Source organism: Phycicoccus sp. Root563, assembly GCF_001427915.1.
GTDB lineage: Bacteria > Actinomycetota > Actinomycetes > Actinomycetales > Dermatophilaceae > Pedococcus.
On record NZ_LMGM01000001.1, the window covers coordinates 3,376,703 to 3,403,401 of the forward strand.

Annotated in this window: 23 protein-coding genes; 20 read left to right on the forward strand and 3 right to left on the reverse strand. The window is 70.7% G+C overall.

Annotated features, from left to right (window positions below):
* Positions 1-66 precede the first annotated feature (66 nt).
* The 4 genes from ASD62_RS16065 (at position 67) to ASD62_RS16080 (ending at position 3,260) form a co-directional block, all read left to right on the forward strand.
* Positions 67-426, forward strand: coding sequence for a UDP-N-acetylglucosamine--LPS N-acetylglucosamine transferase (locus tag ASD62_RS16065; protein WP_235530729.1), 360 nt, complete (start codon positions 67-69; stop codon positions 424-426).
* An 11-nt stretch (positions 427-437) separates the two neighbouring features.
* Positions 438-953 (forward strand): glycosyltransferase, encoded by a 516-nt coding sequence (locus ASD62_RS16070; RefSeq protein ID WP_162254776.1) that lies wholly within the window; start codon positions 438-440, stop codon positions 951-953.
* 197 nt (positions 954-1,150) lie between these two features.
* Positions 1,151-1,978 carry a glycosyltransferase family 4 protein gene (locus tag ASD62_RS16075; protein WP_056916816.1) on the forward strand — a complete coding sequence of 276 codons (828 nt, stop codon included), beginning with the start codon at positions 1,151-1,153 and terminating at the stop codon, positions 1,976-1,978.
* Positions 1,979-1,991: 13 nt separating this feature from the next.
* A complete protein-coding gene (locus ASD62_RS16080) occupies positions 1,992-3,260 on the forward strand; it encodes a lipopolysaccharide biosynthesis protein (protein ID WP_056916817.1) in 1,269 nt (422 codons plus the stop codon).
* Positions 3,261-3,278: 18 nt separating this feature from the next.
* Here ASD62_RS16080 and ASD62_RS16085 read toward each other — a convergent pair whose 3' ends face one another.
* Complete coding sequence (locus ASD62_RS16085) at positions 3,279-4,745, reverse strand: NAD-dependent succinate-semialdehyde dehydrogenase (protein WP_200956951.1); 1,467 nt, start codon at positions 4,743-4,745, stop codon at positions 3,279-3,281.
* A gap of 25 nt (positions 4,746-4,770) precedes the next feature.
* Positions 4,771-5,838: an SDR family oxidoreductase gene (locus tag ASD62_RS16090; RefSeq protein ID WP_056916819.1), complete on the reverse strand. Its 1,068-nt coding sequence runs from the start codon at positions 5,836-5,838 to the stop codon at positions 4,771-4,773.
* A 275-nt stretch (positions 5,839-6,113) separates the two neighbouring features.
* Between ASD62_RS16090 and ASD62_RS16095 the strand changes: the two genes are divergently transcribed.
* The 14 genes from ASD62_RS16095 (at position 6,114) to eboE (ending at position 22,413) form a co-directional block, all read left to right on the forward strand.
* Positions 6,114-6,827 carry a helix-turn-helix domain-containing protein gene (locus ASD62_RS16095; RefSeq protein ID WP_235530731.1) on the forward strand — a complete coding sequence of 238 codons (714 nt, stop codon included), beginning with the start codon at positions 6,114-6,116 and terminating at the stop codon, positions 6,825-6,827.
* A 111-nt stretch (positions 6,828-6,938) separates the two neighbouring features.
* Complete coding sequence (locus ASD62_RS16100) at positions 6,939-7,919, forward strand: zinc-binding dehydrogenase (protein ID WP_056916820.1); 981 nt, start codon at positions 6,939-6,941, stop codon at positions 7,917-7,919.
* Between the two features lie 32 nt (positions 7,920-7,951).
* Positions 7,952-9,004, forward strand: a complete 1,053-nt coding sequence (locus tag ASD62_RS16105) for a zinc-binding dehydrogenase (RefSeq protein WP_056916821.1) — start codon at positions 7,952-7,954, stop codon at positions 9,002-9,004.
* Positions 8,997-9,857 (forward strand): NAD(P)-dependent oxidoreductase, encoded by an 861-nt coding sequence (locus ASD62_RS16110; protein WP_162254777.1) that lies wholly within the window; start codon positions 8,997-8,999, stop codon positions 9,855-9,857. The genes ASD62_RS16105 and ASD62_RS16110 overlap by 8 nt, the downstream gene beginning before the upstream one ends.
* Positions 9,858-9,993: 136 nt before the next feature.
* Positions 9,994-11,013 carry an ABC transporter permease gene (locus tag ASD62_RS16115; RefSeq protein ID WP_056916823.1) on the forward strand — a complete coding sequence of 340 codons (1,020 nt, stop codon included), beginning with the start codon at positions 9,994-9,996 and terminating at the stop codon, positions 11,011-11,013.
* Between the two features lie 104 nt (positions 11,014-11,117).
* Positions 11,118-12,236 carry a substrate-binding domain-containing protein gene (locus ASD62_RS16120; RefSeq protein ID WP_056916824.1) on the forward strand — a complete coding sequence of 373 codons (1,119 nt, stop codon included), beginning with the start codon at positions 11,118-11,120 and terminating at the stop codon, positions 12,234-12,236.
* 56 nt (positions 12,237-12,292) lie between these two features.
* Complete coding sequence (locus ASD62_RS16125) at positions 12,293-14,821, forward strand: ATP-binding cassette domain-containing protein (RefSeq protein WP_056916825.1); 2,529 nt, start codon at positions 12,293-12,295, stop codon at positions 14,819-14,821.
* 17 nt (positions 14,822-14,838) lie between these two features.
* On the forward strand, positions 14,839-15,909 hold the full coding sequence (locus ASD62_RS16130) for a 2,3-butanediol dehydrogenase (RefSeq protein WP_056916826.1): 1,071 nt from the start codon (positions 14,839-14,841) through the stop codon (positions 15,907-15,909).
* Between the two features lie 10 nt (positions 15,910-15,919).
* Positions 15,920-16,462 carry a VOC family protein gene (locus ASD62_RS16135; RefSeq protein ID WP_200956901.1) on the forward strand — a complete coding sequence of 181 codons (543 nt, stop codon included), beginning with the start codon at positions 15,920-15,922 and terminating at the stop codon, positions 16,460-16,462.
* Between the two features lie 92 nt (positions 16,463-16,554).
* Complete coding sequence (locus ASD62_RS16140; RefSeq protein ID WP_056916827.1) at positions 16,555-17,919, forward strand: Xaa-Pro peptidase family protein; 1,365 nt, start codon at positions 16,555-16,557, stop codon at positions 17,917-17,919.
* A complete protein-coding gene (locus tag ASD62_RS16145) occupies positions 17,916-18,980 on the forward strand; it encodes a thiamine pyrophosphate-dependent dehydrogenase E1 component subunit alpha (RefSeq protein ID WP_056916828.1) in 1,065 nt (354 codons plus the stop codon). Before ASD62_RS16140 ends, ASD62_RS16145 begins: the two co-directional genes overlap by 4 nt.
* Positions 18,968-19,945: an alpha-ketoacid dehydrogenase subunit beta gene (locus ASD62_RS16150; RefSeq protein ID WP_056916829.1), complete on the forward strand. Its 978-nt coding sequence runs from the start codon at positions 18,968-18,970 to the stop codon at positions 19,943-19,945. The genes ASD62_RS16145 and ASD62_RS16150 overlap by 13 nt, the downstream gene beginning before the upstream one ends.
* Positions 19,942-21,147 (forward strand): biotin/lipoyl-containing protein, encoded by a 1,206-nt coding sequence (locus ASD62_RS16155; RefSeq protein WP_056916830.1) that lies wholly within the window; start codon positions 19,942-19,944, stop codon positions 21,145-21,147. Before ASD62_RS16150 ends, ASD62_RS16155 begins: the two co-directional genes overlap by 4 nt.
* A 33-nt stretch (positions 21,148-21,180) precedes the next feature.
* The gene (eboE, locus tag ASD62_RS16160) at positions 21,181-22,413 is read left to right on the forward strand and encodes a metabolite traffic protein EboE (protein WP_056916831.1); all 1,233 of its coding nucleotides are present in this window, start codon (positions 21,181-21,183) and stop codon (positions 22,411-22,413) included.
* Positions 22,414-22,470: 57 nt separating this feature from the next.
* Here eboE and ASD62_RS16165 read toward each other — a convergent pair whose 3' ends face one another.
* On the reverse strand, positions 22,471-23,820 hold the full coding sequence (locus ASD62_RS16165; protein WP_082580879.1) for an LCP family protein: 1,350 nt from the start codon (positions 23,818-23,820) through the stop codon (positions 22,471-22,473).
* Positions 23,821-24,052: 232 nt separating this feature from the next.
* On the opposite strand from ASD62_RS16165, the gene ASD62_RS16170 reads away from it, so the two are divergent.
* On the forward strand, positions 24,053-25,594 hold the full coding sequence (locus tag ASD62_RS16170; RefSeq protein ID WP_082580880.1) for an LCP family protein: 1,542 nt from the start codon (positions 24,053-24,055) through the stop codon (positions 25,592-25,594).
* Positions 25,591-26,688 carry a glycosyltransferase family 2 protein gene (locus tag ASD62_RS16175; RefSeq protein ID WP_162254778.1) on the forward strand — a complete coding sequence of 366 codons (1,098 nt, stop codon included), beginning with the start codon at positions 25,591-25,593 and terminating at the stop codon, positions 26,686-26,688. Before ASD62_RS16170 ends, ASD62_RS16175 begins: the two co-directional genes overlap by 4 nt.
* The last annotated feature ends 11 nt before the right edge of the window (positions 26,689-26,699 follow it).

Genomic DNA, 26,699 nt, shown 5'->3' on the forward strand with positions numbered 1-26,699 from the left:
GCAGGCGGCCACCTGGCTCAGCTCATGACCGTCCGCCCTTGGTGGTCCCGGCACGATCGTCGGTGGGTGACGGCCGACCTCCCCGACGTGCGCGCTCGGCTGCAGGACGAGGACGTGACCTTTGCGCACTTCCCTACGACCCGGAACGCCCGCAACTTCCTGCGCAACTTCGGGGTGGCCCTTCGCGTCCTGCGCGAGCGACGCCCCGATGTGATCGTGTCCAACGGGGCCGGGGTTGCGGTCCCCTTCTTCCTCATCGCGAAGCTGATCGGTATCCCGACGGTGTACATCGAAGTCATCGACCGCCTCGACTCGGGCACCGTCACCGGGCGCATCTGCGCGCGCCTCACGGACGACTTCTGCGTGCAGTCCGATGACCAGCTCGTCGTGTACCCCGGGGCAACTGTGATCGGACAGCTGCTGTGACCAGGGTTCTGGTGACCATTGGCACGGATCACCAGCCCTTCGACCGCCTCATCGGCTGGGTCGACGACTTCCTCGCCGTTCGCCAGGACATGGCCGACCAGGTCCTCGTGCAGCACGGACAGACGGCACCCGCGTCACGGGCCAAGAACCGTGCATTCTTCCCGTTCGACGAGCTCAACGCCCTGATGGCGTCGAGCGACGTGGTTATCACCCATGGTGGCCCGGGGACCATCTTCGAGGCTAGGGCACAGGGCCGTTTGCCCCTGTGCGTGCCGCGTGACCCGGACCTGGGCGAGATCGTCGACGGCCACCAGCAGCGCTTCGCTCGTCGACTGGCGGCGGACTCGCTCGTCCTGCTGGCTGAGGACCAACAGACCTTCGAGCGCCTCCTGACCGCGGCCCTGGCCCAGCCGGAGATCGTGCGCATCCCGCAGGACGACTCCCGGGTCCGGGTCACGGCTGACCGCCTGGATGCCTACGTCACCAATGTGGTCATGACGGGGCGCAGCCGTTGGTGGCGCGGATGACGCACGTCGTGCAGGTGGTGCCCCACGTTCGCATGGGGGGTATGCAGCGGATGGCGATGCTGCTGGACGAACACCTGCCCTCAGCAGGGGTGTCGTCTACCCTCCTGGATTTGCAGTCGATGCGGGAACGTCAGTCGCCGGCGTCGCTGTGGCGCCAGCTGGCCAGGAGTTGGCGCACCGAGCGACCCGAAGCAGTGATGGCACACACCGTCCTGGCCGCCGCGCTCGCCTTGACCGCGGCGCGTGCAGCGGGGGTGGATCGTCGAGTGCTGGTGATCCACGCATCCCAGCCGTTGCTGGGAGCGCCGAAGTCGATCGTGGTCGCCCTTCTCGGCGTCACGCGTGTCGCCACCGACGTCGTGGTGTGTGGCCATGCTGCCCTCGCGACGTTCCAGCCATGGCTCCGGGTCGTGGCTCGCGCCAAGGCGATCCCCAACGCCATACCGGTCCCGCAGACTCACGCCGATGAGCCGGAGCCCACCTTTGACTCGATCGACGGAATGCGGTCCTCGCGCCCGGTGCGGGTGCTGGTGGCCAGCCGCCTCGTCCGCGAGAAAAGGGTCGACGTGGCCATCCGTGCGGTGGCCGGATCGACGGCCAGCCTGACCGTGTGCGGTGACGGACCGCTGCTCGAGGAGCTGCGCACGTTGGCCGAGACCACCGGCGCCGACGTCACCTTCGCCGGACGCGTTCCCAGCGAGGAGATGGCGGGGCAGTACCGGAACCACGATGTGCTCGCCTTCCCGAGCGAACGCGAGGGACTGCCCCTGGTGATGCTCGAGGCCGCCAGCCACGGCCTGGCTGTCATCGCGTCCGACCGTCCGTTCAACCGCGAGGTGCTGGGCGACGCGGCCTGGTACTGCGACGGGGACGACCCCATGGTGTGGCGCGCCGGCCTCGACGCCCTGGCCGCCGACGACTCGGTGCGCCGCGACCTGGCGGCGTCCGCGCGCGAACGCATCGACCTCTTCGACCTGTCCACGATGGTGCGGCGGTATGCCGAGCTCATCGTCGGCAGGGGATGACAGGGGTGTGGCAGTGACGCGCATGAAGGATGTCGGCGTCCGGTACGCGATGGCGGGGAAGCTGTTCGGGTCGACGGCTCTCGCGCAGGGTGCCGCCCTCGTGGCCACGGTCGTGGCCGCCACGAGCGCAGGACCCACCGACTTCGCGATCTATGCCGGGATCCGTGCCGCCACGGCGGCGGTGTCCTCCGTGAACGCCCTCGCCACCGAGACCCGCCTGCCGGTCGTCTCCGACGACGACTCGCGGGCCCTCATCCGCGCGGCCACGACCACGGTGGTGACCACGTCCGCGTTGACGGTCCTCGTGGGCGCAGTGGCCTCGCTCGAAGGAGCCACGTGGGCGAGCATCGCCCTCCTGCTCGGTCCGTCGTTCCTGGCGGTCTCCGCGCTGAACGTCGTGACGTCAGCCGTGGTCCGCGCCAGCCGTCCGCACCTCCTGGCGCGCAACAGGGTCCTGAGCGGTTTCAGCAACGCGGCCCTGATCATCGGGCTCATCTTCACGTCCCTGCCGGGCTACCTCGTCCTCACCGGCGCCTTCGTCGTCTCCACCCTGCTCGGGGTCCTCGTGATGCTGCACGGCCTCCCGGGCTGGCTCTCGCAGGCGCGGCCGGCCCACCGTGGGGACTGGCGCATCGTCCGGCGTGAGGTCGGCTGGCAGCCGCTCAACAACCTGGCGGCCAACCTCGGGACCGCGCTCCCGGCGCTCCTCCTGCCGGCATTCGGCGCCACCGCCCTCGCGGGCGCCTGGGCCCTCCTCAGCCGCATCATGAATGCCGTCGTCAACGTCGTCTACTCGACCGCTGCCCCGCTGTACACGGCGGAGTTCGCCCGCCTCGTGCGGGACGGAGACAGCTCCGAGCGGGTGCACCTGCACCGCAGGTGGTTGGGGCGGCTGTCCTTGCTCGTGATCCCCTCGGTCGTCGGCATCATCGTCGGGGTGCTCTGGGTGGTGCCCCTGCTGGGAGAGCAGTGGAACGGCGTCTCGACGGTGCTCGTCCCGGCCTGCCTCAGCTTCGCCGTCCTCATCCTGTGGCTCCCGATGTCGCAGACCCTGGTGCTGGTCGGCCGCACGACGCTCGAGCTGGTGTGGACGCTCGGCAACCTCGCCGTGTCCGCGGCCACCCTGGCGCTCATCCCGGTCCTGGGCGGTGAACAGGCTCTCACCGTGTGGGCGGTCGCCCAGGCGCTCTCCCTCATGGTCCACGTGGCCATGCAGCGCCGAGCGGTCAGAGAGCCGCTTCCGGGGGTCGCCGTGCGTGGTCCCGCGACGAGCCGGACCTAGACCCGGCTCGGGCAGGTGTCAGAGGGCGATGCCGACGTACTTCGTCTCGAGGTACTCCTCGATGCCCTCGAACCCGCCCTCACGACCGAACCCCGAGTGCTTGACCCCTCCGAACGGCGCCGCCGGGTTGGAGACGATGCCCTGGTTCACGCCGACCATGCCGAACTCGAGGGCCTCACCGACGCGCAGGGCACGCGAGAGGTCGCGGGTGAAGACGTACCCGACCAGCCCGTACTCCGTGGAGTTGGCAGCAGCGACGGCTTCGGCCTCGGTGGCGAAGGTGGTGACGGGGGCCACCGGTCCGAAGATCTCCTCGGTGAGGCATCGCGCCCCCGGTGGGACGTCGGTCAGGACCGTGGGGCCGTAGAACCAGCCGTCACCCGGAACGGGTGAGCCCCCGGTGAGGACCTTCGCCCCCCGGCCCACGGCGTCCTGGACGAGCGCATCCACCCCGTCGCGCGCCTTGGCCGTCACCAGCGGTCCGACGTCCACCCCGGCCCGGGTACCCGGACCCAGCGTCAGCGCGCCCATCCGTGCCGCGAGCTTGCCGGAGAACTCCTCCGAGACCGACTCGTGGACGAGGAAGCGGTTGGCCGCGGTGCAGGCCTCGCCCATGTTGCGCATCTTGGCGAGCATGGCGCCGTCGACTGCGGCGTCGACGTCGGCGTCCTCGAAGACGAGGAACGGGGCGTTGCCGCCGAGCTCCATGGACACCCGCAGGAGCTGCGCGGCGGACTGCTCCACGAGGGCCTTGCCCACCGGGGTGGAGCCGGTGAACGTGAGCTTGCGCAGGCGTGGGTCGCGGATCAGCGGTGCGCACACCGCCCCCGACTGCGACGTGGTGACGACGTTGACCACACCGTCCGGTACGCCGACCTCCTGAAGCAGCCGCACGAGCGCCAGCATGGACAGTGGCGTCTCGTGCGCCGGCTTCACCACCATGGTGCAGCCCGCCGCGATGGCGGGTCCGATCTTGCGCGTGCCCATCGCGAGCGGAAAGTTCCACGGCGTGATCATCAGGGTGGGGCCGACAGGAGCCTTCATCGTGACGAGCCGTGTCGCTCCGTTGGGGGCGACGGAGAAGCGCCCGTGGACGCGGACCGCCTCCTCGCTGAACCAGCGGAAGAACTCTGCGCCGTAGGCCACCTCGGCCCGCGACTCGGCGAGCGGCTTGCCCATCTCGAGGGTCATGAGGAGGGCGAGGTCCTCGGTGCGTTCGACGAGCAGCTCGTATGCCGCGCGCAACAGCTCGGCGCGCTCGCGCGGTGGGGTCCGCGCCCACCCGGCCTGCGCCGCTGCGGCCGCATCCAGCGCGGCAGCGCCGTCCTCGACGGTGGCGTCGGCGACGTGGGCGAGGACGGCACCCGTCGCCGGGTCGTGGACCTCGAAGGTCGAACCCGAGCTCGAGTCCTGCCACGTGCCGCCGATGTACAGCTGTTTCGGCACGTCGGCGAGCAGGTCCTGACGGTTCACGCTGGTCTCCAGGGGGCTTGAGGTCGGAGGTGGCCGGTCAGACGCGGGGCACGATGCCGTTCTCGCGCAGCTGCTCGAACAGGTCGCGGAACGACTGGGCCGTGCCCTGGTAGTCCAGGAACCCGGCAGCGCGGCTCTTGCCCATGTCGGCGAAGGTCTCCACGGTGCGCCCGAGATCGGCGTCGGTGTGCCACCAGGACGCCAGCTCGGACGCGGCATACGGCTTGAGGTCGTTGGCCTCGACGATGCCGGCCCACACCTCGTCCGCGTGGTCCATCCGACCCTCCAGCGGGGTGGGGGAGCCCGGGTACTCCGCAGGCTCGACACCGAGCGCCGCGGCGACGTCCTTCCACAGCTGCCGCCAGCGGAAGACCTCGCCGTTGACGGTGTTGAAGGCCTCGTTCTCGCCGGCCGGTTCGCTGGTGGACCAGGCCACGTGGCGTCCGAGCAGGCGGGCGTCGGTGAGGTCGGTGACGCCGTTCCACTGCTCCGGGCTGCCCGGGAACACGAAGGGCTCGCCGGTCGCGCGGCAGATCGCACCGTAGACGGCCAGCGTCACCCCCATGTTCATCGCGTTGCCCAGGGCGTAGCCGATGAGCGTGTGGGGTCGGTGCACCGACCACGTGAACGAGTGCTCCTCCGCCGCCGCGAAGAGGATGTCCTCCTGGACGTAGTAGAAGTTCTGGTGCGGCAGTCGTCCCTGCTCCTCACGGAAAGGGGTGTCGGCCGGGGCGCTGGCGTAGGCCTCGAACGGCCCGAGGTAGTGCTTCAGCCCGGTGATGAGGGTCGCGTGCGTCAGCTGGTTCGTGGCGCACACGATGTCCAGGGTGTTCTGCAGCATTTCACCATTGACCCTGCAGTTCTCCGCCTCGGTGTCCTGCCGCTGCCAGGTCGCGAACACCACGTCCGTGATGGTCAGCCCGGCGATGGCTGACCGGATCGACTCCCGGTCGAGCACGTCGGCGTACACGTGGGTGACGCCGGGGAGCTCGTACTTGGGTGACCGCGACATGCCGATCACCTCGAATCCCTTGTCCTGCAGGGCGATCGCTGAACTGTAGCCAGCCATGCCGGTAACGCCGACAACGAGGGCAGAGCGCTTCATCTGACAGGTCTCCTGAGGTGTGACGGGACAGCCAGGCGGGGGACGGGCCTGGTCCGACGGTGTGCGGCATCGTGGCGCGCATAGACCGAGGGGTCAAGTATAGGTTAACATTTTGATCACTGTCGCGAACCACTGAACGGAGAAGGGCATGCCTGAGCGCCGTCCCGGCCCGAGAGCCGTTCCGGTCGGACGCATCGACACGGTGTGGCACTGATGCGGCACGGGACCGACTGGTCCTCGCGGATCCGGGGTACCTTCGGCGGGAAGTGGATCCGATGAGCGAGGGATTGGTCACCATGCCAGTGGGACGGTTGGGCGCACGCCTGCGCGAGGAACGGACGCGGGCCGGCCTGTCCCTGCGGGGTGCGGCGCGCGAGCTCGGCGTCTCGCCGTCCTTCGTGTCGCAGATCGAGAACGGCAAGTCCCAGCCGTCGGTGGCCACCTTGTACTCCCTGGCCCGCCTGCTCAACGTCTCCATCGACGAGCTCTTCGCCGTGGAGTCGGAGACGCCGGATCCTGCTGCGACACCGGTGCGTTCGCTCGGGTCCACGCCGAAGCAGCGCAAGGCCGTAGGGGTGGTGGGCAAGCTCCCCGCCCGCTCCGACATCAGCTCGCCGGCGGAGGCCTTCCCCCAGGAGTCGAGCCACAGCCGGGTCGCCGTGACGCGGCCGGGGGAGCGCTCGCGGCTCGAGATGGACACCGGCGTGGTGTGGGAGCGACTGGCCACGAACACGGGGCCGGACTTCGACTTCATGGAGATCATCTACCCGGCGCACAGCAGCTCGACGAGCGACGGCCGGATGCTGCAGCACGCCGGCTTCGAGTTTGGGTACCTCGTCGAGGGGGAGCTCGAGATCACCGCGGGCTTCGACGTGTTCACCCTGCGCGCCGGGGACTCGATGAGCCTGGACTCCTCCCTGCCCCACCTGCTCACGAACCGCGGCGACGAGCCGGCGCGGGGCATCTGGCTCGTCGCGCACCAGCACTGAGGCGACGATCGTTCGGTAGTTCTTGACACCGAACGCCGCAGCGTTAACCATGTATGAACACATGGTGTCCCTCGCGGATGCTGCGACAACGACGTCGACCGAGAGGTGCGCATGAAGGCGCTGCAGTTCGAAGCCCCCTCCACCTACGCGGTGAACGAGCTGGATCTCCCGCGCATCGGCGATGACGAGGTCCTCGTCGCCAGCCGCGCGGTGGGCGTCTGCCACTCGGACATCGAGCTGCTCGAAGGCCGCTACATCATCCCCTTCGAGTACCCGGTGATCCCGGGGCACGAGTGGGCCGGCGAGGTCGTCCAGGTGGGGCGGGGCGTGACCGGCTACGGGCCCGGCGACCGGGTCGTGGGGGAGTGCGTCATCGGCAGCGACCACTTCGGCTTCAGCATCAGCGGCGCGGCCGCCGAGTTCTTCGTCGCGAAGGAGTCGTGGCTGCACCGCCTCCCGGACGCGCTGTCGTGGACCCAGGGCGCCCTGGTCGAACCCTTCAGCTGCGGCTACTACGCCACCGTGCAGGCCGACAACCTCGACGCCAGCGACACCGTGCTGGTCTACGGAGCCGGCCCCATCGGGCTCGGGGTGGTCGCCGCATCCGCGGGCAAGCGGGCCAAGGTCATCGTCGCCGAGCCGTCGGCCGCCCGGTCCGGCCTGGCGCAGACGCTCGGGGCGGAGATCGCCCTCGACCCGACGTCGGCCGACTTCGAGGACGCGGTCAAGGAGCACACCGACGGCCACGGGCCGAGCGTGGTCATCGAGGCGAGTGGTCGCCCGGAGGCGATGGCCTCTGCGCTGGAGGTCGCGGGTTTCCGCGCCCGACTGGTCTACGTCGGCATCGACGTGGGCTCCTCGGTGCCGGCGAAGCTCGGTCTCTTCCAGTCCAAGGAGCTCCAGGCACGGGGGATCATCGGCTCACCCGGGGTGTGGCCCCAGACCCTGCGCTTCCTGGCTCGCAGCGGTGTCGACCTCTCCCCCCTGGTCACGTGCCAGGTCCCCCTCCTCGAGGGTGACCGAGGCATCCGGACCGTCCTCGAGGACAAGGCGCAGGTCAAGGTCCACCTGACGTCCGACGCGACGCTGTAGGTCCACCGAGCCCTGAAGAGAAGGACATTCGCATGCTTGCAGGAGTTCTCCACGCACCGGGTGACCTCAGGGTCGAGGAGGTGGCCGACCCCACGCCGAAGGCGGGCGAGGTCGTCATCGAGGTGTTCCACAACGGCCTCTGCGGTACCGATGCCACGGAGTACAGCAAGGGACCGATGATGGTCCCGCTGCAGACCCGCCACCCCGGCAGCGGACACGTGGGCCCGACCATCCTCGGCCACGAGTTCATCGGTCGCGTCGTGGGGTCGGCCCCAGACGCCAGCGAATGGGTCGGGAAGACCGTGGCCTCCGGGGCGGGTGTCTCCTGCGCAGCCTGCGCGTGGTGCCGCCGTGGGCGGACGAACCTCTGCGCCTCGTACTACACGCTGGGTCTGTCGACGCACGGGGGACTGGCCCAGTTCGTGGCTGCCCCCGCCTCGACCCTGGTGGAGGTCCCCGCGGGCATGCGCACCGTCGATGCCGCGCTGGCGCAGCCGCTCGCGGTGGGGCTGCACGCCGTCGACCGCGCCGGCATCCGCCCGGGTGACACGGTCCTCGTCCTCGGGGCGGGCGCCATCGGCTCCTTCATCCTCGCAGGGCTGACCGGTCACGACGGTGAGGTCGTGGTGGCCGACATCGACGACGCGAGGTTGGCGGCGGCCACCACCCTGGGTGCGAGCCGCACCATCAAGCTGACCGCGGACACCTCGATGGAGGCCGTCGCCGACCTCGTCGGCGGCCAGGTCGACGTCGTCATCGAGAGCTCCGGTGCCCCCGGGGCGGCTGCGAGGGCCCTGGACCTCGCCGTCCGCGGTGGGCGGGTCCTGCTGGTCGGCCTGTCGAAGGCGCCCCAGCCGATCGCCCTCGCGGGGGTTGTCCTGAGGGAGGTGGACGTCGCGACGACGGTGGCCCACGTGTGCGGAACCGACCTCCCCCGGGCCCTCGCGCTGCTCGACCGGACGCGTCTGAGCGATGCCGTCGGCGTCAGGACGATCGCGCTGGCAGACGTCGTCCCGCAGGGGCTGGACCCCCTGGCCGCCGGCACCGCCGGACAGAAGATCCTCGTGGACCCCCGTCGTGGCTAGGGTCGCCGTCCTCGGGGCGGGGCGCATGGGTGGGGCCGTCGCCCGCAAGGTGGCCGGTGCCGGGCACGACGTCCCACTGTGGAACCGCACGCGCGCCACGGCCGAGGCCGTCGCCGAGGGGCACGAGCGCCTGGTCGTCGCGGACACGGCCGCGGAAGCGGTCGCGGGCGCCGACGTGGTGCTCACCATGATGGCGACCGGTGCTGCCACGTGCGAGGTGCTGCTGGCCGATGACGTGCAGGGCGCGTACGCCGACGACGTCGTCGTCGTCGTCGACCTGGGCACCAGTGGCGTCGAGGCCGCGCACCGCCTTGCCGAAGGCCTGTCGCAGCGAGGGGTGTCCTTCGTCGACGCCCCTGTCTCGGGGAGCGTCCCGGCTGTCGAGGGTGGCACCCTGCTCGTCATGGCCGGGGGCCCGGAGGGTGCCATCGCGCGGGCCGAGGGGGTGCTCGGTGCCATCGCCCGCAGGGTGATCCGCGTCGGGGATCCCGGGGCCGGCCAGGTCATGAAGCTCGCCGTCAACCTCGTCCTGCACGACCTGAACGCTGCGCTCGCCGAGTCGCTGCGGCTCGCCGAGGGAGCGGGTCTCGCGCGTGAGGACGCGTATGCCGTGCTCCAGGAGAGCGTGGTCGGCGCACCGTACGTGCAGTACAAGCGTGGCGCCTTCCTGGACACCACGACACCGGTGGCCATGACGCTGGCGCTGGTGGCCAAGGACCTCCAGCTCATCACCGAGCAGGCCCGTCGCACGGGTGCGCCGGCCGTGGTGACCGAGCAGGTGCTGCGCACCGTGCAGCTCGCCGTGGAGTCGGGCTTCGGTGACCGGGACATGGCCGATCTCAGTCGCCTCTGAGCGCGACGGTCCGCCCGTGGGACGAACCCATAGGCGTAAACCCCTTGTGAACACCTCGGCACAGTTGTACAGTCACACCTAACGAACTGCAGTCGTTCTGTGAACACTGCGGAGGACCTCGACGAGGAGGCACGGGATGGCATCGACCGACGGCGCCCACGGCAGCAGCCCGCGGCGAACCCTGCCCGTGCTCTCGCGCGGACTGTGGACCGTCCTGGCCGCCCTGGCCCTCCTGGCCGTCGTCTCGATCGTCTTCGCCCCGAGCAGCATGAGCTCCGGAGCGCTCCAGGGAATGCTGCCGTTCGCTGCGGTCCTGGCGATCGTGGCCATCGGCCAGACCCTGGTCGTCATGCAGGGTGGCTTCGACCTGTCCGTCCCGGGATCGGTGTCCATCGTCGTCGTGATCGTCACCCACCAGGCCTACGGGAACGACGCGAAGGTCCTCCCTGCGGCGCTGATGGCGCTGGGCGTGGTGCTCGTCGCCGGACTGGTCAACGGGTTCCTGATCGGTCGGATGGGGCTGAACCCCATCGTCGCGACGCTCGGGGTGAACGCCCTGCTGTATGCCGGTGTCCTCGGCATCTCAGGAGGCACCCCCCGCCAGACCACCGACCTGCTGGCCAGCGTGGCCGGCGGAACCCTCCTGTGGGTCCCGAACTCGCTGCTCGTCGCGGTCGTCACGGTCGCCGTCACGACCCTGGTGGTCAAGCGCACCGTGGCAGGTCGCAGGTTCGAGGCCGTGGGGGCGAACGGCAGGGCGGCGTGGGCGACCGGCCTACGGGTGCAACGACACCGCGCCGGCGGGTACGTGGCCGCCCAGGTGCACTACTGGCTCGGAGGGCTGCTGCTCGCAGGCATCCTCAACAAGCCCAGCGCCTACCAGGGCGACCGCTACCTGCTGCCCTCGGTGGCCGCCGTCGTCCTCGGCGGGACCTCGCTGCTGGGCGGCCGCGGCAACATCGCCGCCACGGCGATCGCCGCGTTGTTCCTCACGCAGCTCGACCAGCTGGTGCTCGCGCTGGGCGTCAACTTCGCCGTCGAGACGCTCGTGCAGGCGGCAGCCTTCGCCATCGGCGTGGCCCTCTACTCCATCGAGTGGCGCCGTCTGCGCGAACGGTTCGCCCGCAGCCCCGGGCCGGTCGCGTCCCCCTCCTGACCACCACGCAGCACCCCTGCTCCGCCCCACGCCGTCGCCCCGTCGCCTCCCCTGACGCGGCTCTACCCAACGCTGTCCCGTGCACCACAGAAAGGTCCAGAACCATGAAGGAATCCACGAGCAAGATCCGGCTGATGGCCTCCTGCGGCGCCGTCGCCCTCTCGCTGGCAGCGTGCAGCAGCACCGGAACCACAGCGGGCGGTGACACGAGTGGATCGGCCAGTGGTGCGACCGTGGCCGGCGCCCCGTCCTGGTGCGGCACCAAGAAGATCTCCCTCGGCCTGACCGACGGGTTCGGCGGCAACAGCTGGCGCCTGGTCACGACGGCCGCGGCCAAGGAGGAGATCGCCAAGTGCCCGAGCGTCACGAACTTCACCTACGCCGACGGGCAGGGTGACACCCAGAAGGCCATCTCCGACATCCAGGGACTGGTCGCCAAGGGCGTCAACGCGATGGTGGTCTTCCCCGACGCCGGCAACGCGATGCTCCCCGCCCTGCGCAGCGCCTTCAAGGCGGGAGTGGTCACCGTGCCCTACCGCGTGAACCCGGGCGGCACGGCCAAGGCCGACTACAACGTGTGGATCGGGGCCGACTTCACCACCGACGGCAAGAACTGGGGCGACTGGATCGTCAAGAACCTCCCCGACGGCGGCAACGTCCTCTTCCTCTCCGGACCTGCGGGCAACAGCCAGGGCGTCGACGAGCTGAAGGGCATGAAGTCCGTGCTCGACCCCACGGGCAAGTACAAGTTCATCGGTCAGTCGCCGTTCGAGGTGACCAACTGGGACCCGTCCAAGACCCAGCAGGTGCTCAGCGCGGCCATCGCCAAGTACCCGAAGATCGACGTCATCGTCTCGGACTTCGGCCCGTCCCTCGTGGGCGCCCTGCCCGAGTTCGAGAAGTCCGGCCGGTCGATCCCGATGATCGCCACGTCCGACGGCAACGTGCTCTCCTGCTTCTACGAGGCGCACAAGGCCAAGAACCCGGACTTCAAGCTCATGACGGTCGCCACCGGCAACGACAACGCCCGCCTCGCCGTCCAGTGGGCCGTGGCGCTCGCCACCGGCGGCAAGACGCCGAGCGACGACGTGTTCAAGGCGCCGATGTTCGAGGACTCGGTCAGCTCCACGCCGCACCCCGTCACCTGCGAGAAGGCCCTGCCCGGGGACATCTACCTCTCCGCCCAGATGGCCGGCGACGCCCAGGCGAAGCTGCTGAAGTAAGTCCCACGTGAGGCGATCCCATGTCGAAGATGCACGTTGATGTCCAGGACGGATCCATGAGCGACCAGACGCAGGACCGGACTCCGGCCGACCTCGCCACCGACCTCAGGTCGGCGATGAGGCTGACCGAGATCAGCAAGCACTACGACGGCGTGGCCGCCCTCACCGACGTCTCCCTGACCATCCGGCCGGGAGAGGTGCACGCGCTGCTCGGGGAGAACGGTGCCGGCAAGTCGACGCTCATGGGCGTCGCCACCGGCTCCGTCCTCCCCGACGGCGGGACGATCGAGGTCGACGGGGAGCCCATCGACTCGCTGACGCCGGCCCGGGCGACGCAGCTGGGGATCGCGATCGTCCACCAGCACCCTGCGGTGCTGCCGGACATGACCGTGGCGGAGAACATCCGGGTGGCGGTCCAGGCCGACCGGCTCGGTGGGCGCAGGGCCGCCGAGTCGACCATGCGCCAGGTCCTGGACGACGTGGGCTCGACCGCCCACCTCGAGGACCGCGTCGACTCGTTGAGCGTCGCACAGCGGCACCTGCTCGAGCTGGCCAAGGCGATGCTGGTCAAGCCGACCATCCTCATCCTCGACGAGCCGACCGCCCCCCTCGGCCCGGAGTCGGTCGACCGCCTCTTCGCCTGGGTCAGGCGGGCCGCCGAGCGCGGCACCGCGGTCGTCTACATCACCCACCGCCTCGCCGAGGTCCGCGAGCTGGCGCAGCGGGTGACCGTGCTGCGCGACGGTCGCGTGCGCGGCACGGCCGAGGTGGACACGATCACCGACGACGAGCTGCTGGCCCTGATCGTCGGACGCCAGCTCGAGTACACGTTCCCGCCCAAGCGCCCGGACGTGGTCGACGCAGAAGAGTTCCTCACCGTCGAGGGCCTCTCCGGCAAGGGCTTCAACGACGTCTCCTTCACCGCCAGTCGAGGGGAGGTCCTGGGGATCTCGGGCATCGTCGGGAACGGCCAGAGCGATCTGCTGCGCGCCCTCAACGGGCTCGAGCCGTTCACGGGGACCGTCAGGATCGGCGCCAAGGACCACACGGCGAAGCAGCTGGCGCACGCGACGGCATACCTCCCTGCGGACCGGCACGTCGAGGGCCTGATGATGACCCTCTCGGTCCGGGAGAACGCGGCGCTCGCCGCACTGGGCCGGTTCCGCAAGGGATGGCTGCTGGACCGCGGCGCCGAGGTCGAGACGGTCGGCGCGGAGCTCAAGGACCTGGCCGTGAAGACCGCCTCGCAGGAGACCGAGGTCTCGGCGCTGTCGGGCGGCAACCAGCAGAAGGTGGTGCTCGCGCGCGCACTGCTGTCGCGACCCAAGCTGCTCGTCGCCGACGAACCCACCCAGGGCGTGGACGTGGGAGCGCGCGCGGAGATCTACCGCATCCTGCGAGAGGTCTCCGACAGCGGCGTACCCGTGGTCGTCGCTTCCTCGGACGCCAAGGAGCTCGAGGGGCTCTGCGACCGCGTCATCGTGATGTCGAGGGGCTCGGTGGTCAACACCTTCGCCGGCGCGGACGTCACCGAGAGCAACCTCATCGACGCGGCCGTGCGAGCCACCAGCCGGACGAAGTCCAAGGACCGGGCGGTCGCGTCGACCAGCGCGACCGGTTCCACCCGGGTCGGGCGCTTCCTGCAGGGTGACTACGCCCCGGTCCTGATCCTCGCCCTGGTCATGATCGCGCTGGGCGGCTACATCTACGCGCAGAACCCCCGTTTCCTCTCTGCGTTCAACATCACCAGCGTCACGATGTCCTGCGCCGCACTGGGATTCATCGCCCTGGGCCAGACCGTCGCACTCCTCTCCGGAGGCATCGACCTGTCCGTCGGCCCACTGGCAGGCTTCGTCGTCGTCATCGGTTCGTTCTTCCTCGTCAACGGGAAGTCACCGGCCTTCATGGCCCTCGGGATCGTCCTCATGGTGCTGGCCTCGGCCGGTGTCGGGGCGGTCAACGGCTCGCTGATCCGGTACGCCAAGTTCACCCCGGTCGCCGCGACCCTCGCGGCCTACATCGCCCTGCAGGGGCTGAGCCTCCTGCTGCGCAGCGCGCCGGGCGGCAACATCGCGGACGGTGTCACCGCGTTCCTCCAGCTCGGGGTCGGCCCGGTCCCCAACGTGTTCATCCTGCTCGTCATCGCCGCGGTGGTGATGGAGTGCCTGCTGCGCTACAGCGGGTGGGGGAGGCGGCTGCGCGCTGTCGGGTCCGACGAGGGCTCGGCCCGACGGGTCGGGGTCAAGCTCGACCGCACGGTGGTGCTCGGCTACGTCGTGGCCTCGCTGTTCGTCTTCCTGGGCTCCGTCGTCCTGCTCGTGCAGCTCGGGATCGGCGACCCCACCCAGGGCGTCGGCTACACCCTGAGCAGCATCACGGCCGTCGTGCTCGGTGGCACCAGCCTCCTGGGTGGTCGGGGGACGTTCATCGGCACGCTCCTCGGTGCCGGACTGATCATCGAGCTGCTGAACGCGACGGTCTTCCTCGACCTCTCGCAGACGTGGCAGTACCTGTTCCAGGGCGGGCTCATCGTGGCCGCCGCCGTCATCTACGGGCGCGTCCGCGGCGCGCGCGCCAGCGTCTAGACCAGGAGGACACCCCCATGCGGGCAGCACGGTTCCACGGCAAGTCCGACATCCGCGTCGAGGACGTCGACGTCCCCCAGATCCACGAGCACGACGAGGTGCTCGTCGAGGTCCTGTGGTGCGGCATCTGCGGCACCGACCTCCACGAGTACATGGTCGGTCCCATCGTCACGCCGGTGACGCCACATCCGCTCACCGGCGTGACGCTTCCACAGGTGCTGGGTCACGAGTTCTCCGCGCGGGTGGTGGAGGTCGGTCGCAGCGTCAGTGACGTGGCGGTCGGTGACCGGGTCGCCATCATGCCCGCCATCGTCTGCGGACGGTGCCGCTTCTGCCGGGAGGGCCTGGGCCACCTCTGCGAGAAGTTCGCCTGCACCGGACTGTCCGCGGAGACCGGTGGCCTCGCGCAGTATGCGGTGCTGAAGGAGTACCAGGTCAGCCGCCTGCCGGACTCGGTGTCGGACGTCGAGGGTGCGGTCGTCGAACCCGCCAGCGTCGCGGCATACGGCATCGACCGCGTCGGGGTCCGCGGCGGTGACATCGTCCTCGTCACCGGGGCCGGCCCGATCGGTGTCCTGTCGGCGATGTACGCGAGCGCCCTCGGCGCCACCACCGTCGTGATCGCCGAGCCCAACCCCAACCGTGCGGCGTTGGCCCGGGCGATGGACATCGGGCCGGTGGTCGACCCCACCCAGGACGGTTTCGCCGACTTCATCGCCGAGACGACCGAGGGGCGCGGCGTCGACATCGTGGCCGAGTGCTCCGGCTCGACGCCGGGGCTCACCACGGCGATGGACAGCGTGCGCACCCGCGGCAGCATCGTCCAGACCGGGCTGCACACCCGGCCCGCGACGATCGACGCGATGCGCTTGTCGGAGAAGGACATCAGCTACATCGGGAGCTGGTGCTACCTCATCACGGACTGGCCCCGCATCATCCGGCTGATCGCGTCGGGCAAGTACCCCGTCGCCAAGGCGGTCACGACCCGGATCGGGCTCGAGGACGTCGTGTCCCGAGGCTTCGACGTCCTCGTCAACCCGACCGGTGACCAGCTCAAGGTCCTCGTGTCGCCGACGACGTCGGGCTGAGGCGACGGTCATGGCGATCACCATCCAGGCCATCCACCACGTGGGCCTCGTCGTCCGCGACCTCGACCGGTCGATCTGGTTCTACCACGACCTGCTCGGGCTGCCCTTCGTCAACGAGCCGACGCCCTGGTTCGAGGGACCGGAGCTGTCCGTCGGTGTGGGTGTTCCCGGAGCCAGGCTGCGCCAGGTCTCCCTGCTCGCCGGCGAGACCATCATGGAGCTCATCGAGTACGCCGAGCGGCCCGACGGCGGCCCGCAGCCGCCGCCCAACAACAACCTCGGCGCGGCCCACGTGTGCTTCAAGGTGGCCGACGTCGCGGCGACCAAGGCAGAGCTCGAGAGCCACGGGGTGGCGTTCTACTCCGAGGTGAACGTCGTGGACGACGGGCCGCTCGCCGGCTGGCGCTGGGTCTACTTCAGCGACCCCGACGGCCTGGCGCTCGAGCTCGTCGAGATCGCCTACTACGACGAGGAGGCGCGCGGGCTCGCGGCCGCGGAGTACCTGCGTTCCAGACCGTCGAAGGAGCAGGCCGAGAGTCGCGTGCCCGCCTGAGGCGACCCGCAGGCTCGCCCCCGCCGACCCGCTCGGCACCCCACCCGTGCCACCCGCCCCCGACTTTTCTTGCACAGACCCGAGGAGAACTCATGGTTTCGCCGACATACGGCACGAACGCCGTCGACTGGGAGAACCGCCTGGACATGGACCGACTGCGGTCCGAGCGGTTGGCGCGCCTCAAGGAGGAGCTCGACCGTTCCGACCTCGGTGCCCTGCTGACGTTCGACTTCCACAACATCCGGTACATGACCAGCACCCACATCGGCACCTGGGCCATGGACAAGATGATCCGCTTCGCACTGCTGCCACGCGGCGGTGACCCGGTGCTGTGGGACTTCGGCTCCGCCGCCAGCCACCACACCCTGCAGGCCCAGTGGCTCGACGAGCCGCACCGCGCCGCCGGGCGCGGTGACCGCTACGGCTCCAGGGCCGGAATCTCCACGCTGCGCGGGGCGATCTCGCCGGCGGCAGGTCGCGCCGAGGACGTCGCCCGCAAGGTCGCCGAGGTGATGCGCGACTTCGGGCTCGAGGGCCAGGCCGTCGGTGTCGACATCGTCGAACCCCCTGTCGCCGCAGCGCTCAAGGCCGCAGGGCACGAGGTCGTCGACGGGCAGCAGGTCTTCCTCGAGGCGCGTCGGATCAAGACCCGCGACGAGATCGGGCTGCTGACCCAGGCCGCGTCGATGGTCGACGGAGCCTACGAGCAGCTGTACGACTTCCTGCGCCCCGGGATCAAGGAGAACGAGTGCGTCGGCCTCGTGAGCAAGGTGCTCTACGACCTCGGGTCGGAGCACGTCGAGGGGGTCAACGCGATCTCCGGCGAGCGCTGCGCACCCCACCCGCACGTCTTCAGCGACCGGATCATCAGGCCCGGCGACCCGGCCTTCTTCGACATCCTGCACAGCTTCATGGGTTACCGGACCTGCTACTACCGCACCTTCGCCGTCGGCAGCGCGTCGCGCGGCCTGCGTGACGCCTACACGATCTGCCGCGAGTACATGGACCGCGCGATCGACCTCGTGAAGCCCGGCGCCACCACCGCAGACATCGTCTCGGTGTGGCCGACGGCGCAGGAGTTCGGGTTCGCCAACGAGGAGGCGGCCTTCGCCCTCCAGTACGGCCACGGCATCGGGCTGTCGATCTGGGAGCGGCCGATCTTCAGCCGCATGACGTCGCTCGAGCACCCCGAGACCCTCGAGGAGGGCATGGTCTTCGCACTCGAGACGTACTGGCCGTCCGCGGACGGGTGGGGCGCCGCGCGCATCGAGGAGGAGCTGGTCGTGACCAAGGACGGGTGCGAGGTCATCACGAAGTTTCCCGCCGAGGACCTGCTGGTCGCGGGCAAGCGCTACTACACGACCGGCGGCTACCTGCCGACGGTGCGGGACAGCCAGTCCCACCTCAACCGCACCAGGTCGACGTCGGTCGTCGGCGTGGGGGAGGAGAGCCGATGAGGTCACCACTGACCGACCACGTCTACGGACAGCACGCGTCCGTCCTGCCACCGCAGGACCAGACCCGGCACGACGGGGACGACATCGACCTGGCCGTGCGCACGGGCCTGTACCGGAGCATGCGCGAGATGCGTGTCTTCGAGAAGCGCGCCTACGACCTGTTCATGAAGCAGCTGGTCAAGGGCACCAGCCACCTCTCGCTCGGCATGGAGGCCATTGCTGCCGGCTTCGGGCAGGCGATGCGCCGCGACGACTACACCTTCGCGACCTACCGCGGGCACGCCCACACGCTCGCCCGTGGCGTCCCCATGACCCCCGTCCTGGCCGAGCTCCTGGGCCGCGCCAACGGGCTCCTCGGTGGCAAGGGTGGATCGATGCACCTCACCAGCGTCGAGCACGGGATGATGGGCTCCTACGCGATCATCGGTGCCCACCTCACGATCGCCAACGGTGCGGCGTGGTCGGCCCAGTACCGCGGTTCCGGCCAGGTCGCCGTGTGCTTCTTCGGTGACGGCACCACCAACATCGGCGCCTTCCACGAGGCCCTCAACTACGCCGCCGTGTACAAGCTGCCGGTCGTCTTCGTGTGCGAGAACAACATGTACATGGAGTACACCTCGATCTTCGACATCACCGCTGTGGAGCGGCCGGCCGCCGACCGTGCGTCGGCCTACGGCCTCGAGCCGGTGCTGATCGACGGGAACGACGCCGACGAGGTCTACCTGGCCGCCGGGCGGGCGCTGGACCGGGCTCGCGCCGGGGACGGCCCCAGCCTGATCGAGGCGGTGACCTACCGCCACGGCGGCCACTCCCGCGCCGATCCGGGCAAGTACCGGCCCAGCGACGAGGTCGAGGCCTGGAAGGCGTACGACCCACTCGACGTCTACCGCGACCGGCTCATCAGGCTCGGTGTGTCCGCCGACGAGCTCCTCGCGATCGACGCGGAGGTGCTGGCCGCGGTCGACACCGCCACCCAGGAAGCGATCGCCGGTGACCTGCCCGCACCGGAAAGCGCCTTCACGGATCTCTGGGCGGATGGAGGCTGGTCATGGCGCAACTGACGTACCGGGACGCCGTCGCACGAGGGATCGCCCAGGAGATGCGACGCGACGAGCGCGTCCTGCTCGTCGGCGAGGACGTGGCCGGCGCGGGCGGGGTGTTCAAGACGACCGTGGGCCTGCTCGACGAGTTCGGCCCCACGCGGGTCGTCGACACCCCCATCTCGGAGCAGGCCATCCTCGGAGCGGCCATGGGCGCCGCCATGACCGGCCTGCGCCCCGTCGCCGAGATCATGTTCTCCGACTTCTTCGCCGTCTGCTGGGACATCGTCGTCAACCAGATCGCCAAGACGCGGTACATGACCGGCGGCCAGGTCAGCCTGCCGCTGGTCATCAAGACCGGCAACGGTGGTGGCCTGCGGTTCGGTGCGCAGCACTCCCAGTCGATCGAGAACTGGGCCATGGCGATCCCCGGCCTCAAGGTCGTCACGCCCTCGACCCCCGAGGACGTCGTCGGCCTCATGGCCGCGGCCATCCGTGACGACGACCCGGTGATCTTCTGCGAGCACAAGGGCCTGTACGCGTCCAAGGGCGAGGTCCCCGACGGCGACATCATCGACTCCCTGGGTACCGCGAAGGTCCGTCGCCCGGGCAGGGACGCGACGATCCTGTCGCTCGGCATGATGGTGCCGCGGGCCCTGGCCGCGGCCGAGGCGCTGGCCGCGCGGGGCATGGACGTCGAGGTGATCGACGTGCGCTCCCTCGTCCCGCTGGACACGCAGACGATCCTCGGGTCCGTGTCGCGGACCGGTCGGCTGTTCACGGTGGAGGAGAACCCGCAGCTGCTGGGTTGGGGAGCGGAGATCGCGTCCCTCGCCAGCGACGAGTGCTTCTGGGACCTCGACGGCCCGATCCAGCGGATCACCACCCCCCACATCCCGCTCCCGTCGGCCGACTCGCTCGAGGACCTCGTCATGCCCTCCGAGGAGAGCATCGCGACCACCATCGAGAAGGCGCTGCAGTCGTGACCGGAGGACGGGAGGGGCGGGTCGCCGTCACGATGCCCCAGCTCGGCGAGACCGTCGCCGAGGGAACCGTCCTGCGGTGGCTCAAGCAGGTGGGCGAAGCGGTGGCCGACCAGGAGCCGCTGCTCGAGATCTCGACGGACAAGGTCGACGCCGAGGTGCCCTCGCCGGCCGCCGGCGTGCTGGCAGAGATCGTCGTCGGCGAGGACGAGACCGTCGACGTCGGAACGGTCCTCGCCCATGTCGCGCCCGGTGCTCCATCGCCCGGGCAGCGGGCCGAGGCCACGGGTGCACCGCCCGTCGAGCCGGCGGCCGAGGAGCGCTCGCCGTCACCCCCCAGCGGCGAGCGCTCCTCCCCGCCCGCCGGCGGGCCGCGCCACCGGCACTCACCGCGGGTGCGGCGGCTCGCACACGACAGCGGCGTCGACCTCGCCTCCCTCACCGGGACGGGGCCTGCAGGCCGGGTCACCCCCGACGACGTGGAGCGTGCCGCCCGGCACGCTGCCCCCGAGCCCGTTCCCTCTCCGGAGGTGCCGGTGTCCGTACCGAACCGGGCCGCGTCCCAGCGCGTGTCGTCTGCGGCGGCCACCGAGCCGTTGCCGAGCCTCGCGAGGAGCTCCGCTCCGGCTGCGAACCGTGCGTTCCGCACCCTGGTCGCCGAGGTGGACGTCCCTGCGGCGCAGTGGGTCGGCTCCTCCGACCAGGCGTCCGTCCCGGTGCCCGGCTCGGCAGCGGCGGCAGTCGTCGCAGCAGTCGCCGGTGCCCTGCGCAGTCACCCCTCGCTCCTGCCCCCCGGGGCCGGCGCCGACGCGGGCGACCTGGCCGTCTCGTGGTCGACCGGGTCCGGCACCACCTCCTGCCTGCTGTCGCAGGCCGGTGAGCTGAACGTCGGGGGAGTCGCCCAGCGGCTCCTCGCCGGGGCCACCGCTGGCGAGCCCCCGCCCGGGGCCGGCTTCACGGTGAGCCTCCTCCAGGACACCGACGTGCTCTTCGAGGTCGCCGAACCCCCGCCGGGTCAGGTCGCGGCCATCGTCTTCGGCACCCCGACCCGACGCGTGGTCGTGGTCGATGCCGACGGCTCACCCGGCATCGCCGTCCGCCAGCGGTCCTCCGTGGCCCTCAGCCACGACCCGGGGACCGTCTCGAGGGAGGTCGCCCTCGCCTTCCTCCGGGACGTGGTCCGCCGGGCACACTCCCGCGCCTAGCCGTCCGTCCACCAGCAGAAGCTCGGAGACCCCATGCCCAGTCCCACCCGGACCCACCACCTCGCCTACTCGACGCTGGTCCACCCCGGCGACACCTGGGAGGAGATGCGCGAGAGCCTCGAGACCTATGCGCCGCAGGTGAAGGCGCGAGTCTCCCCGGACGAGCCGTATGCCGTGTCCCTGCGGATCTCGGGTGCCTCCGCCCGGACCCTGACGAGCGATCCCGTGGAACGGAAGCGGCTGCGTCACTGGCTCGACGAGCACGACATGTACGTCTACACCGTCAACGCGTTCCCCCACGGTCCGTTCAAGGGCCGCAGCGTCATGGAGGACGTCTACGAGCCCGACTGGAGCACGCAGGAGCGGGTCGACTACACCTGCCAGGTGGCCGACATCCTGGCCGAGATCACCCCCGAGTCGGTGTCGCCCTCGATCCAGACGGCCCCGCTGGCGTTCCGCCCCAAGGTGACCTCCGAGGCCGATGTCGTGCTCCTGACCGAGAACCTCCTTCGGGTCGTGGCCCACCTCGTCGACCTCGAGCAGCGCACCGGCCGGCGGGTGAAGCTCGCCCTCGAGCCGGAGCCCTACTGCTACCTCGAGACCACGGCAGAGACGATCACGTACTTCCAGGAGCGGATCTGGTCACGCGCTGGTCTGGTCACGTTCGCGAGGCTGAGCGGACTCCCCGTCAGCGAGGCGATCGGCGCGCTGCGTCGCCACCTCGGTGTCGTGTTCGACATCTGCCACCAGTCGGTGGAGTTCGAGGACATCGCGGTGTCGCTGGACTCGCTGGTCGACGCCGGGGTGCCGATCTTCAAGCTCCAGGCGGCTGCCGCGCTGTGGGTCCCGACGGTGGACGCGGAGACGGTCGAGGCGCTGGAGGCGTTCACCGACACGATCTACCTCAGCCAGACGACGGAGTCCCGCGGGGGAGAGCTGACGCGGATGCTCAACCTCTCCGACGCGATCGCGGCGTGGCGCAAGGACCCGGGCGGTGACCGGGAGTGGCGCACGCACTTCCACGTGCCGGTGTTCCTGGACGACCTGGGTCCGTTCCGGACGACCCGCCCCGGCATCGAGGCAGCGTTGCGGGTGCACGCCGAGCTCGACCTCTCGGACCACCTCGAGATCGAGACCTACACGTGGGACGTGCTCCCCGGGCACCTCAAGACCGGCGACATCGTCGAGTACGTCTCGCGCGAGCTCGAGTGGATGCGCGACACCTCGGCCGCACTGGCGACGGCTGACCGGACGGAGTCGCGGTAGGGCGTCACCGTGAACGGTTGGCGCCGCGCGCGCTGAGCCGGCCGCGCGCCATACCGGTCAGCCGCCGGAGGGCTTGCCGTCGGTGCCCTCGGGCGGGGACTCGAGCGGGGTGTCGTTGCGCAGCAGCGTGAACAGCGCCTTGGCCCGCGGGGTGTCCCACTTGACCGAGCTGCCGGCGCTGGTCTGGTAGTTCAGGCTCTGCAGCGGGACCACGAGGCTCAGGCCCTGGTCGTTGGAGACCGCGCGCATCGCCAGCAGCACGCGGCTCGCGTCGCGCATCGAGGTGTCCTGACCGACGATGAGGCCCTGGGCCGCGGCGTGGGAGAACCCCCAGTAGCGGGTCGGCACGAGGACCGTCGACGGTGTGAGCGCCTTCTTCATGATCGCCGCGAGGAACTGGCGCTGGCGCTCGGCCCGGCCGATGTCGCCGCGCGGGTCGGAGTAGCGGGCGCGGACGTAGCCGAGGGCGTTGCGGCCGTCGAGCAGCTGGCAGCCCTTCTTGAGGTTGATGCCGGCCTTCTTGTCGTTCATGGCGAACTTCACGCAGATGTTCACCCCGCCGACGCTGTCGACGACGGAGGCGAACCCGGCGAACCCGATCTCGACGTACCCGTCGATGTGCAGGTCGGTGACCTGCTCGACGGTCTGGACGAGCAGGTTCGGGCCGCCGAACGCGAAGGCCGCGTTGATCTTGTTGCTGTTGTGGCCCGGGATCGGCACGAAGCTGTCGCGCGGCAGGGAGATGAGCGCGGGCTTGCCGCCCCCGGCCGGGACGTGGACGAGGATGATCGAGTCGGTGCGGCGGCCCACGGCGTTGCCGGTGGCCAGCTCCTTCTTCTGGGCCTTGGTCAGGCCCTCGCGGCTGTCGGACCCGACGAGGAGGTAGTTGTACCCCTTGCTCTGGGCCGGGCGGGTGCCGGCGGGGGTGGTGTCGACCTTGCTGACGGAGTTCCACGCGTGCAGCGGGGTGAAGGCCATGAACGCCAGCCAGGCCACGACGACCAGGCCCACGAGCAGGGCGACCGGCCGTCGGCGGCGCCGGCGGGGCTCGCGGGGTCCGCGCGGCTCCTGCGGCGCGCGGGGACCGGCCGGGGGAGCGGACGGCGGGGGAGTGGCGGACTGGCGCGGTGTCCGGGGGGCCCGGTCGGCAGGGGCCGTGGCGGCTGCGCCGTACTGGGCGCGCGCACCGGTGTCCCGAGCCTGGTTCCGGGCCTGGTTGCGGGCCTGGTTGCGGGCCTGGTTGCGGGCCTGGCCGCCGCCCGAGCCGGGGCCACGGCCCTGCTTGCGGCCGCGCACGTCGACGACGTACACGTCGTCGGGGTCGTCCTCCCACCCGGCCGTGGGGTCGGCGTCGCCGCGCTGCGGGATCGGGCGGGCGTCGTCCGGCCCGGTGTGGCGTCCACTCATCCCGCCAGTGTCCGCTGCGCGGAGCGGGCGTGGCAAAACGGCGCGGCGGCACGGGCGGGAATTCGTCCGACTTCGACCCGGAATGGTGCGCCCGGCCCAGCCGGTCGCGCGACGCACCGAAACCCTGACCGGGACCTGACCGGCGCCTGACCGATCCCAGACCTCGCCACGACACTCGCACGATCACACGCGTCACAGGAATCACGCTGGCCCCACTTCATACTGGTCCACCATGAGCCGCAGCCCAGCCCCGTCCCCCGTGGACGACGAGGCCGGCGTGTACGTCTCTGGCCGTGCGCACCGCACCCTCGCCGACGCCGACGTGCTGAACGCGGGCATGCGCCGCCGTCGCGCGTTCACCCTCGTGCTGCTCACCCTCGTCGTGCCGGGCAGCGCCCAGCTCGTCGCGGGGAACCGCCGCCTGGGCCGGTTCGCCGTGCGCGTGTGGCTGGCCCTCATCGGCCTCGTGGCCGTCCTGGGAGTCGTGTTCCTCGCCAGCCACTCGTTCGTCATCGGCCTGCTGGGCCGGTCCTGGGTGCTCGGCGCGCTGGAGTGGCTGATCCTCGGGTTCGCCGGCCTGTGGGCCCTGCTCTTCGTCGACGCGTGGCGGCTCGGCCGCCCCAGCAGCCTGGTCATCCGGGCCCGCCGGATGCTCACCGCGGTCACGGCCGTGATGCTCGTCGTCACCTCCGGAGGCCTCGTGTATGCCGCGAGCAGCGTGGGTGCCGGGAAGGACGCCCTGGGGGCCCTGTTCGGCGACGGCGAGGCCGTCGGTGCCGTGGACGGTCGCTACAACGTGCTCCTGCTCGGCGCCGACACGGGCAAGGACCGCGTCGGCACCCGCCCGGACAGCATCCAGCTCGTCAGCATCGACGCGCAGACCGGTGCCCCCGTCACGTTCGGCTTCGCCCGCGACACCGAGAACATCGACTTCCGCCCCGGTTCGACGATGGCCCGGCTGATGCCGGACGGCTGGAACTGCGGCGACAAGTGCCTGCTCAACGGCCTCTACACCTGGGCCCAGGACCACGCCTCGCAGTTCCCGGCGGGCACCGCGAACCCCGGCGTGCTCGCCACCCGCGAGGCCGTCGAGGCCCTCAGTGGCCTGACGATCCAGTACTACGTCATGGTCGACCTCAAGGGCTTCCGCAAGATGGTCGACGCAGTCGGCGGCCTCGACGTCACGGTGAAGTACCGCACGCCCATCGGCGGCGGCACCTCGCCGATCATGGGATGGATCGAGCCCGGCCGCCAGCACCTCGACGGGTACCACGCCCTCTGGTACGCCCGCTCGCGCCAGGGCTCGACCAACTACGAGCGGATGGCCCGCCAGCGCTGCGTCCTCACCGCCATGTCCGCCCAGCTCGACCCCGAGACGGTCCTGCTGCGCTTCCAGAAGATCGCCTCGGCCAGCTCCGGCCTCATCCAGACCGACCTCCCGCAGGCCGAGCTCGGCCGGTTCGCCGACCTGGCGATGAAGGCGCGTTCGCAGAAGATCCGCGGCGTGAACTTCGTCCCGCCCCTGATCAAGCCGTGGGACTACGACCCGGGCGTCATCACCCGCACCGTCGCCTCGACCATCAAGGCGTCGGAGAAGGGCGCGGGGAAGTCCGCGAAGGCGAAGAAGCCGGCGGCCACCGCGAAGGCCACGGCCGCGACCCCGGCGCCCAGCCGGCCCGTCGCCCAGCCGGGGACCGCGGTGCAGGACCCGGCCAAGGCGGCCGGCAACGCGGCGGAGAGCGATCTCTCCTCCGTATGCTCTGCAACCTCATGACCAGCACGCCCCCTGCCTCCGAGTCCCCTTACTCCGAGTCCCCGGCCTCCGAGTCCCCGGCCCCCGGGCCCGGTGACCCCCTCGAGCGCGACGACGCCCTCGAACCCGACGTCCCGGGCGCCCTGCCCCGTCCTGCCCGGGTGGGGGTGGTCATGCCGATCCTCAACGAGGAGCGCCACCTCGGCGAGGCCGTCGACTCCGTGCTCGGCCAGGACTACGACGGACCCGTGCACCTGGTCCTCGCCCTCGGGCCCAGCCAGGACCGGACGGATGCCATCGCGCGGGAGATCGCCGCGCGCGAACCCCGCGTGCGCACCGTCACCAACCCGTCGGGCCGCACCCCGGAGGCGCTCAACGCGGCCATCGCCGCGCTCGACGACGTGGACGTCGTCGTCCGGGTCGACGGCCACGGGGTGCTCGACCGCGACTACGTCCGCACGGCCGTCGAGCTGCTCGAGGAGACCGGCGCGGCGAACGTCGGCGGACTCATGGACGCCGAGGGCGTCACGTCGTTCGAGCGGGCGGTCGCCGCGGCGATGACCTCGCGGCTCGGGGTCGGCTCGGCACGCTTCCACACGGGAGGCGAGTCCGGCCCGGCCGACACGGTCTACCTGGGGGTGTTCCGGCGGGAGTGGCTGGACCGCACCGGTGGCTACGACCCGCGCTTCGTCCGAGCGCAGGACTGGGAGCTCAACCACCGCCTGCGCGAGGCCGGTGGGCTCATCTGGTTCTCACCACGGCTGCGGGTCGCGTACCGGCCGCGCCCCACCCTCGGCGCCCTGTCGCGGCAGTACCGCGACTACGGCCGGTGGCGCCGGGTCGTGGCCCGCACCCACGCCGGCACCATCAACGCCCGCTACCTCGCCCCGCCCGCTGCCCTGCTCGGGGTGGTCGTCGGACTCGTCGGCGGCTTCCTGTGGTGGCCCCTGTGGCTGGTGCCCGCGGCATACCTGGTGGCGACGACGGTCGGGGGCCTCACCGTGGGTGACCGCAGGCTTGAGCCGGCGGACCGCCTGTGGCTCCCGCTGGTGCTGCCCACCATGCACCTGAGCTGGGGCTGGGGGTTCCTGACCAGCCGGGTCCGGATCGACTGACGCCCTCGGCA

Bases quoted from the DNA above. Each gene is read 5' to 3' on its own strand.
- ASD62_RS16075 (WP_056916816.1), top strand. From the start codon at position 1,151: ATGGCACACACCGTCCTGGCCGCCGCGCTCGCCTTGACCGCGGCGCGT.
- ASD62_RS16090 (WP_056916819.1), bottom strand. From the start codon at position 5,838: ATGAAGCGCTCTGCCCTCGTTGTCGGCGTTACCGGCATGGCTGGCTAC.
- ASD62_RS16095 (WP_235530731.1), top strand. From the start codon at position 6,114: ATGAGCGAGGGATTGGTCACCATGCCAGTGGGACGGTTGGGCGCACGC.
- ASD62_RS16100 (WP_056916820.1), top strand. From the start codon at position 6,939: ATGAAGGCGCTGCAGTTCGAAGCCCCCTCCACCTACGCGGTGAACGAG.
- ASD62_RS16105 (WP_056916821.1), top strand. From the start codon at position 7,952: ATGCTTGCAGGAGTTCTCCACGCACCGGGTGACCTCAGGGTCGAGGAG.
- ASD62_RS16115 (WP_056916823.1), top strand. From the start codon at position 9,994: ATGGCATCGACCGACGGCGCCCACGGCAGCAGCCCGCGGCGAACCCTG.
- ASD62_RS16120 (WP_056916824.1), top strand. From the start codon at position 11,118: ATGAAGGAATCCACGAGCAAGATCCGGCTGATGGCCTCCTGCGGCGCC.
- ASD62_RS16125 (WP_056916825.1), top strand. From the start codon at position 12,293: ATGAGCGACCAGACGCAGGACCGGACTCCGGCCGACCTCGCCACCGAC.
- ASD62_RS16130 (WP_056916826.1), top strand. From the start codon at position 14,839: ATGCGGGCAGCACGGTTCCACGGCAAGTCCGACATCCGCGTCGAGGAC.
- ASD62_RS16135 (WP_200956901.1), top strand. From the start codon at position 15,920: ATGGCGATCACCATCCAGGCCATCCACCACGTGGGCCTCGTCGTCCGC.
- ASD62_RS16140 (WP_056916827.1), top strand. From the start codon at position 16,555: ATGGTTTCGCCGACATACGGCACGAACGCCGTCGACTGGGAGAACCGC.
- ASD62_RS16145 (WP_056916828.1), top strand. From the start codon at position 17,916: ATGAGGTCACCACTGACCGACCACGTCTACGGACAGCACGCGTCCGTC.
- ASD62_RS16150 (WP_056916829.1), top strand. From the start codon at position 18,968: ATGGCGCAACTGACGTACCGGGACGCCGTCGCACGAGGGATCGCCCAG.
- eboE (WP_056916831.1), top strand. From the start codon at position 21,181: ATGCCCAGTCCCACCCGGACCCACCACCTCGCCTACTCGACGCTGGTC.
- ASD62_RS16165 (WP_082580879.1), bottom strand. From the start codon at position 23,820: ATGAGTGGACGCCACACCGGGCCGGACGACGCCCGCCCGATCCCGCAG.
- ASD62_RS16170 (WP_082580880.1), top strand. From the start codon at position 24,053: ATGAGCCGCAGCCCAGCCCCGTCCCCCGTGGACGACGAGGCCGGCGTG.
- ASD62_RS16175 (WP_162254778.1), top strand. From the start codon at position 25,591: ATGACCAGCACGCCCCCTGCCTCCGAGTCCCCTTACTCCGAGTCCCCG.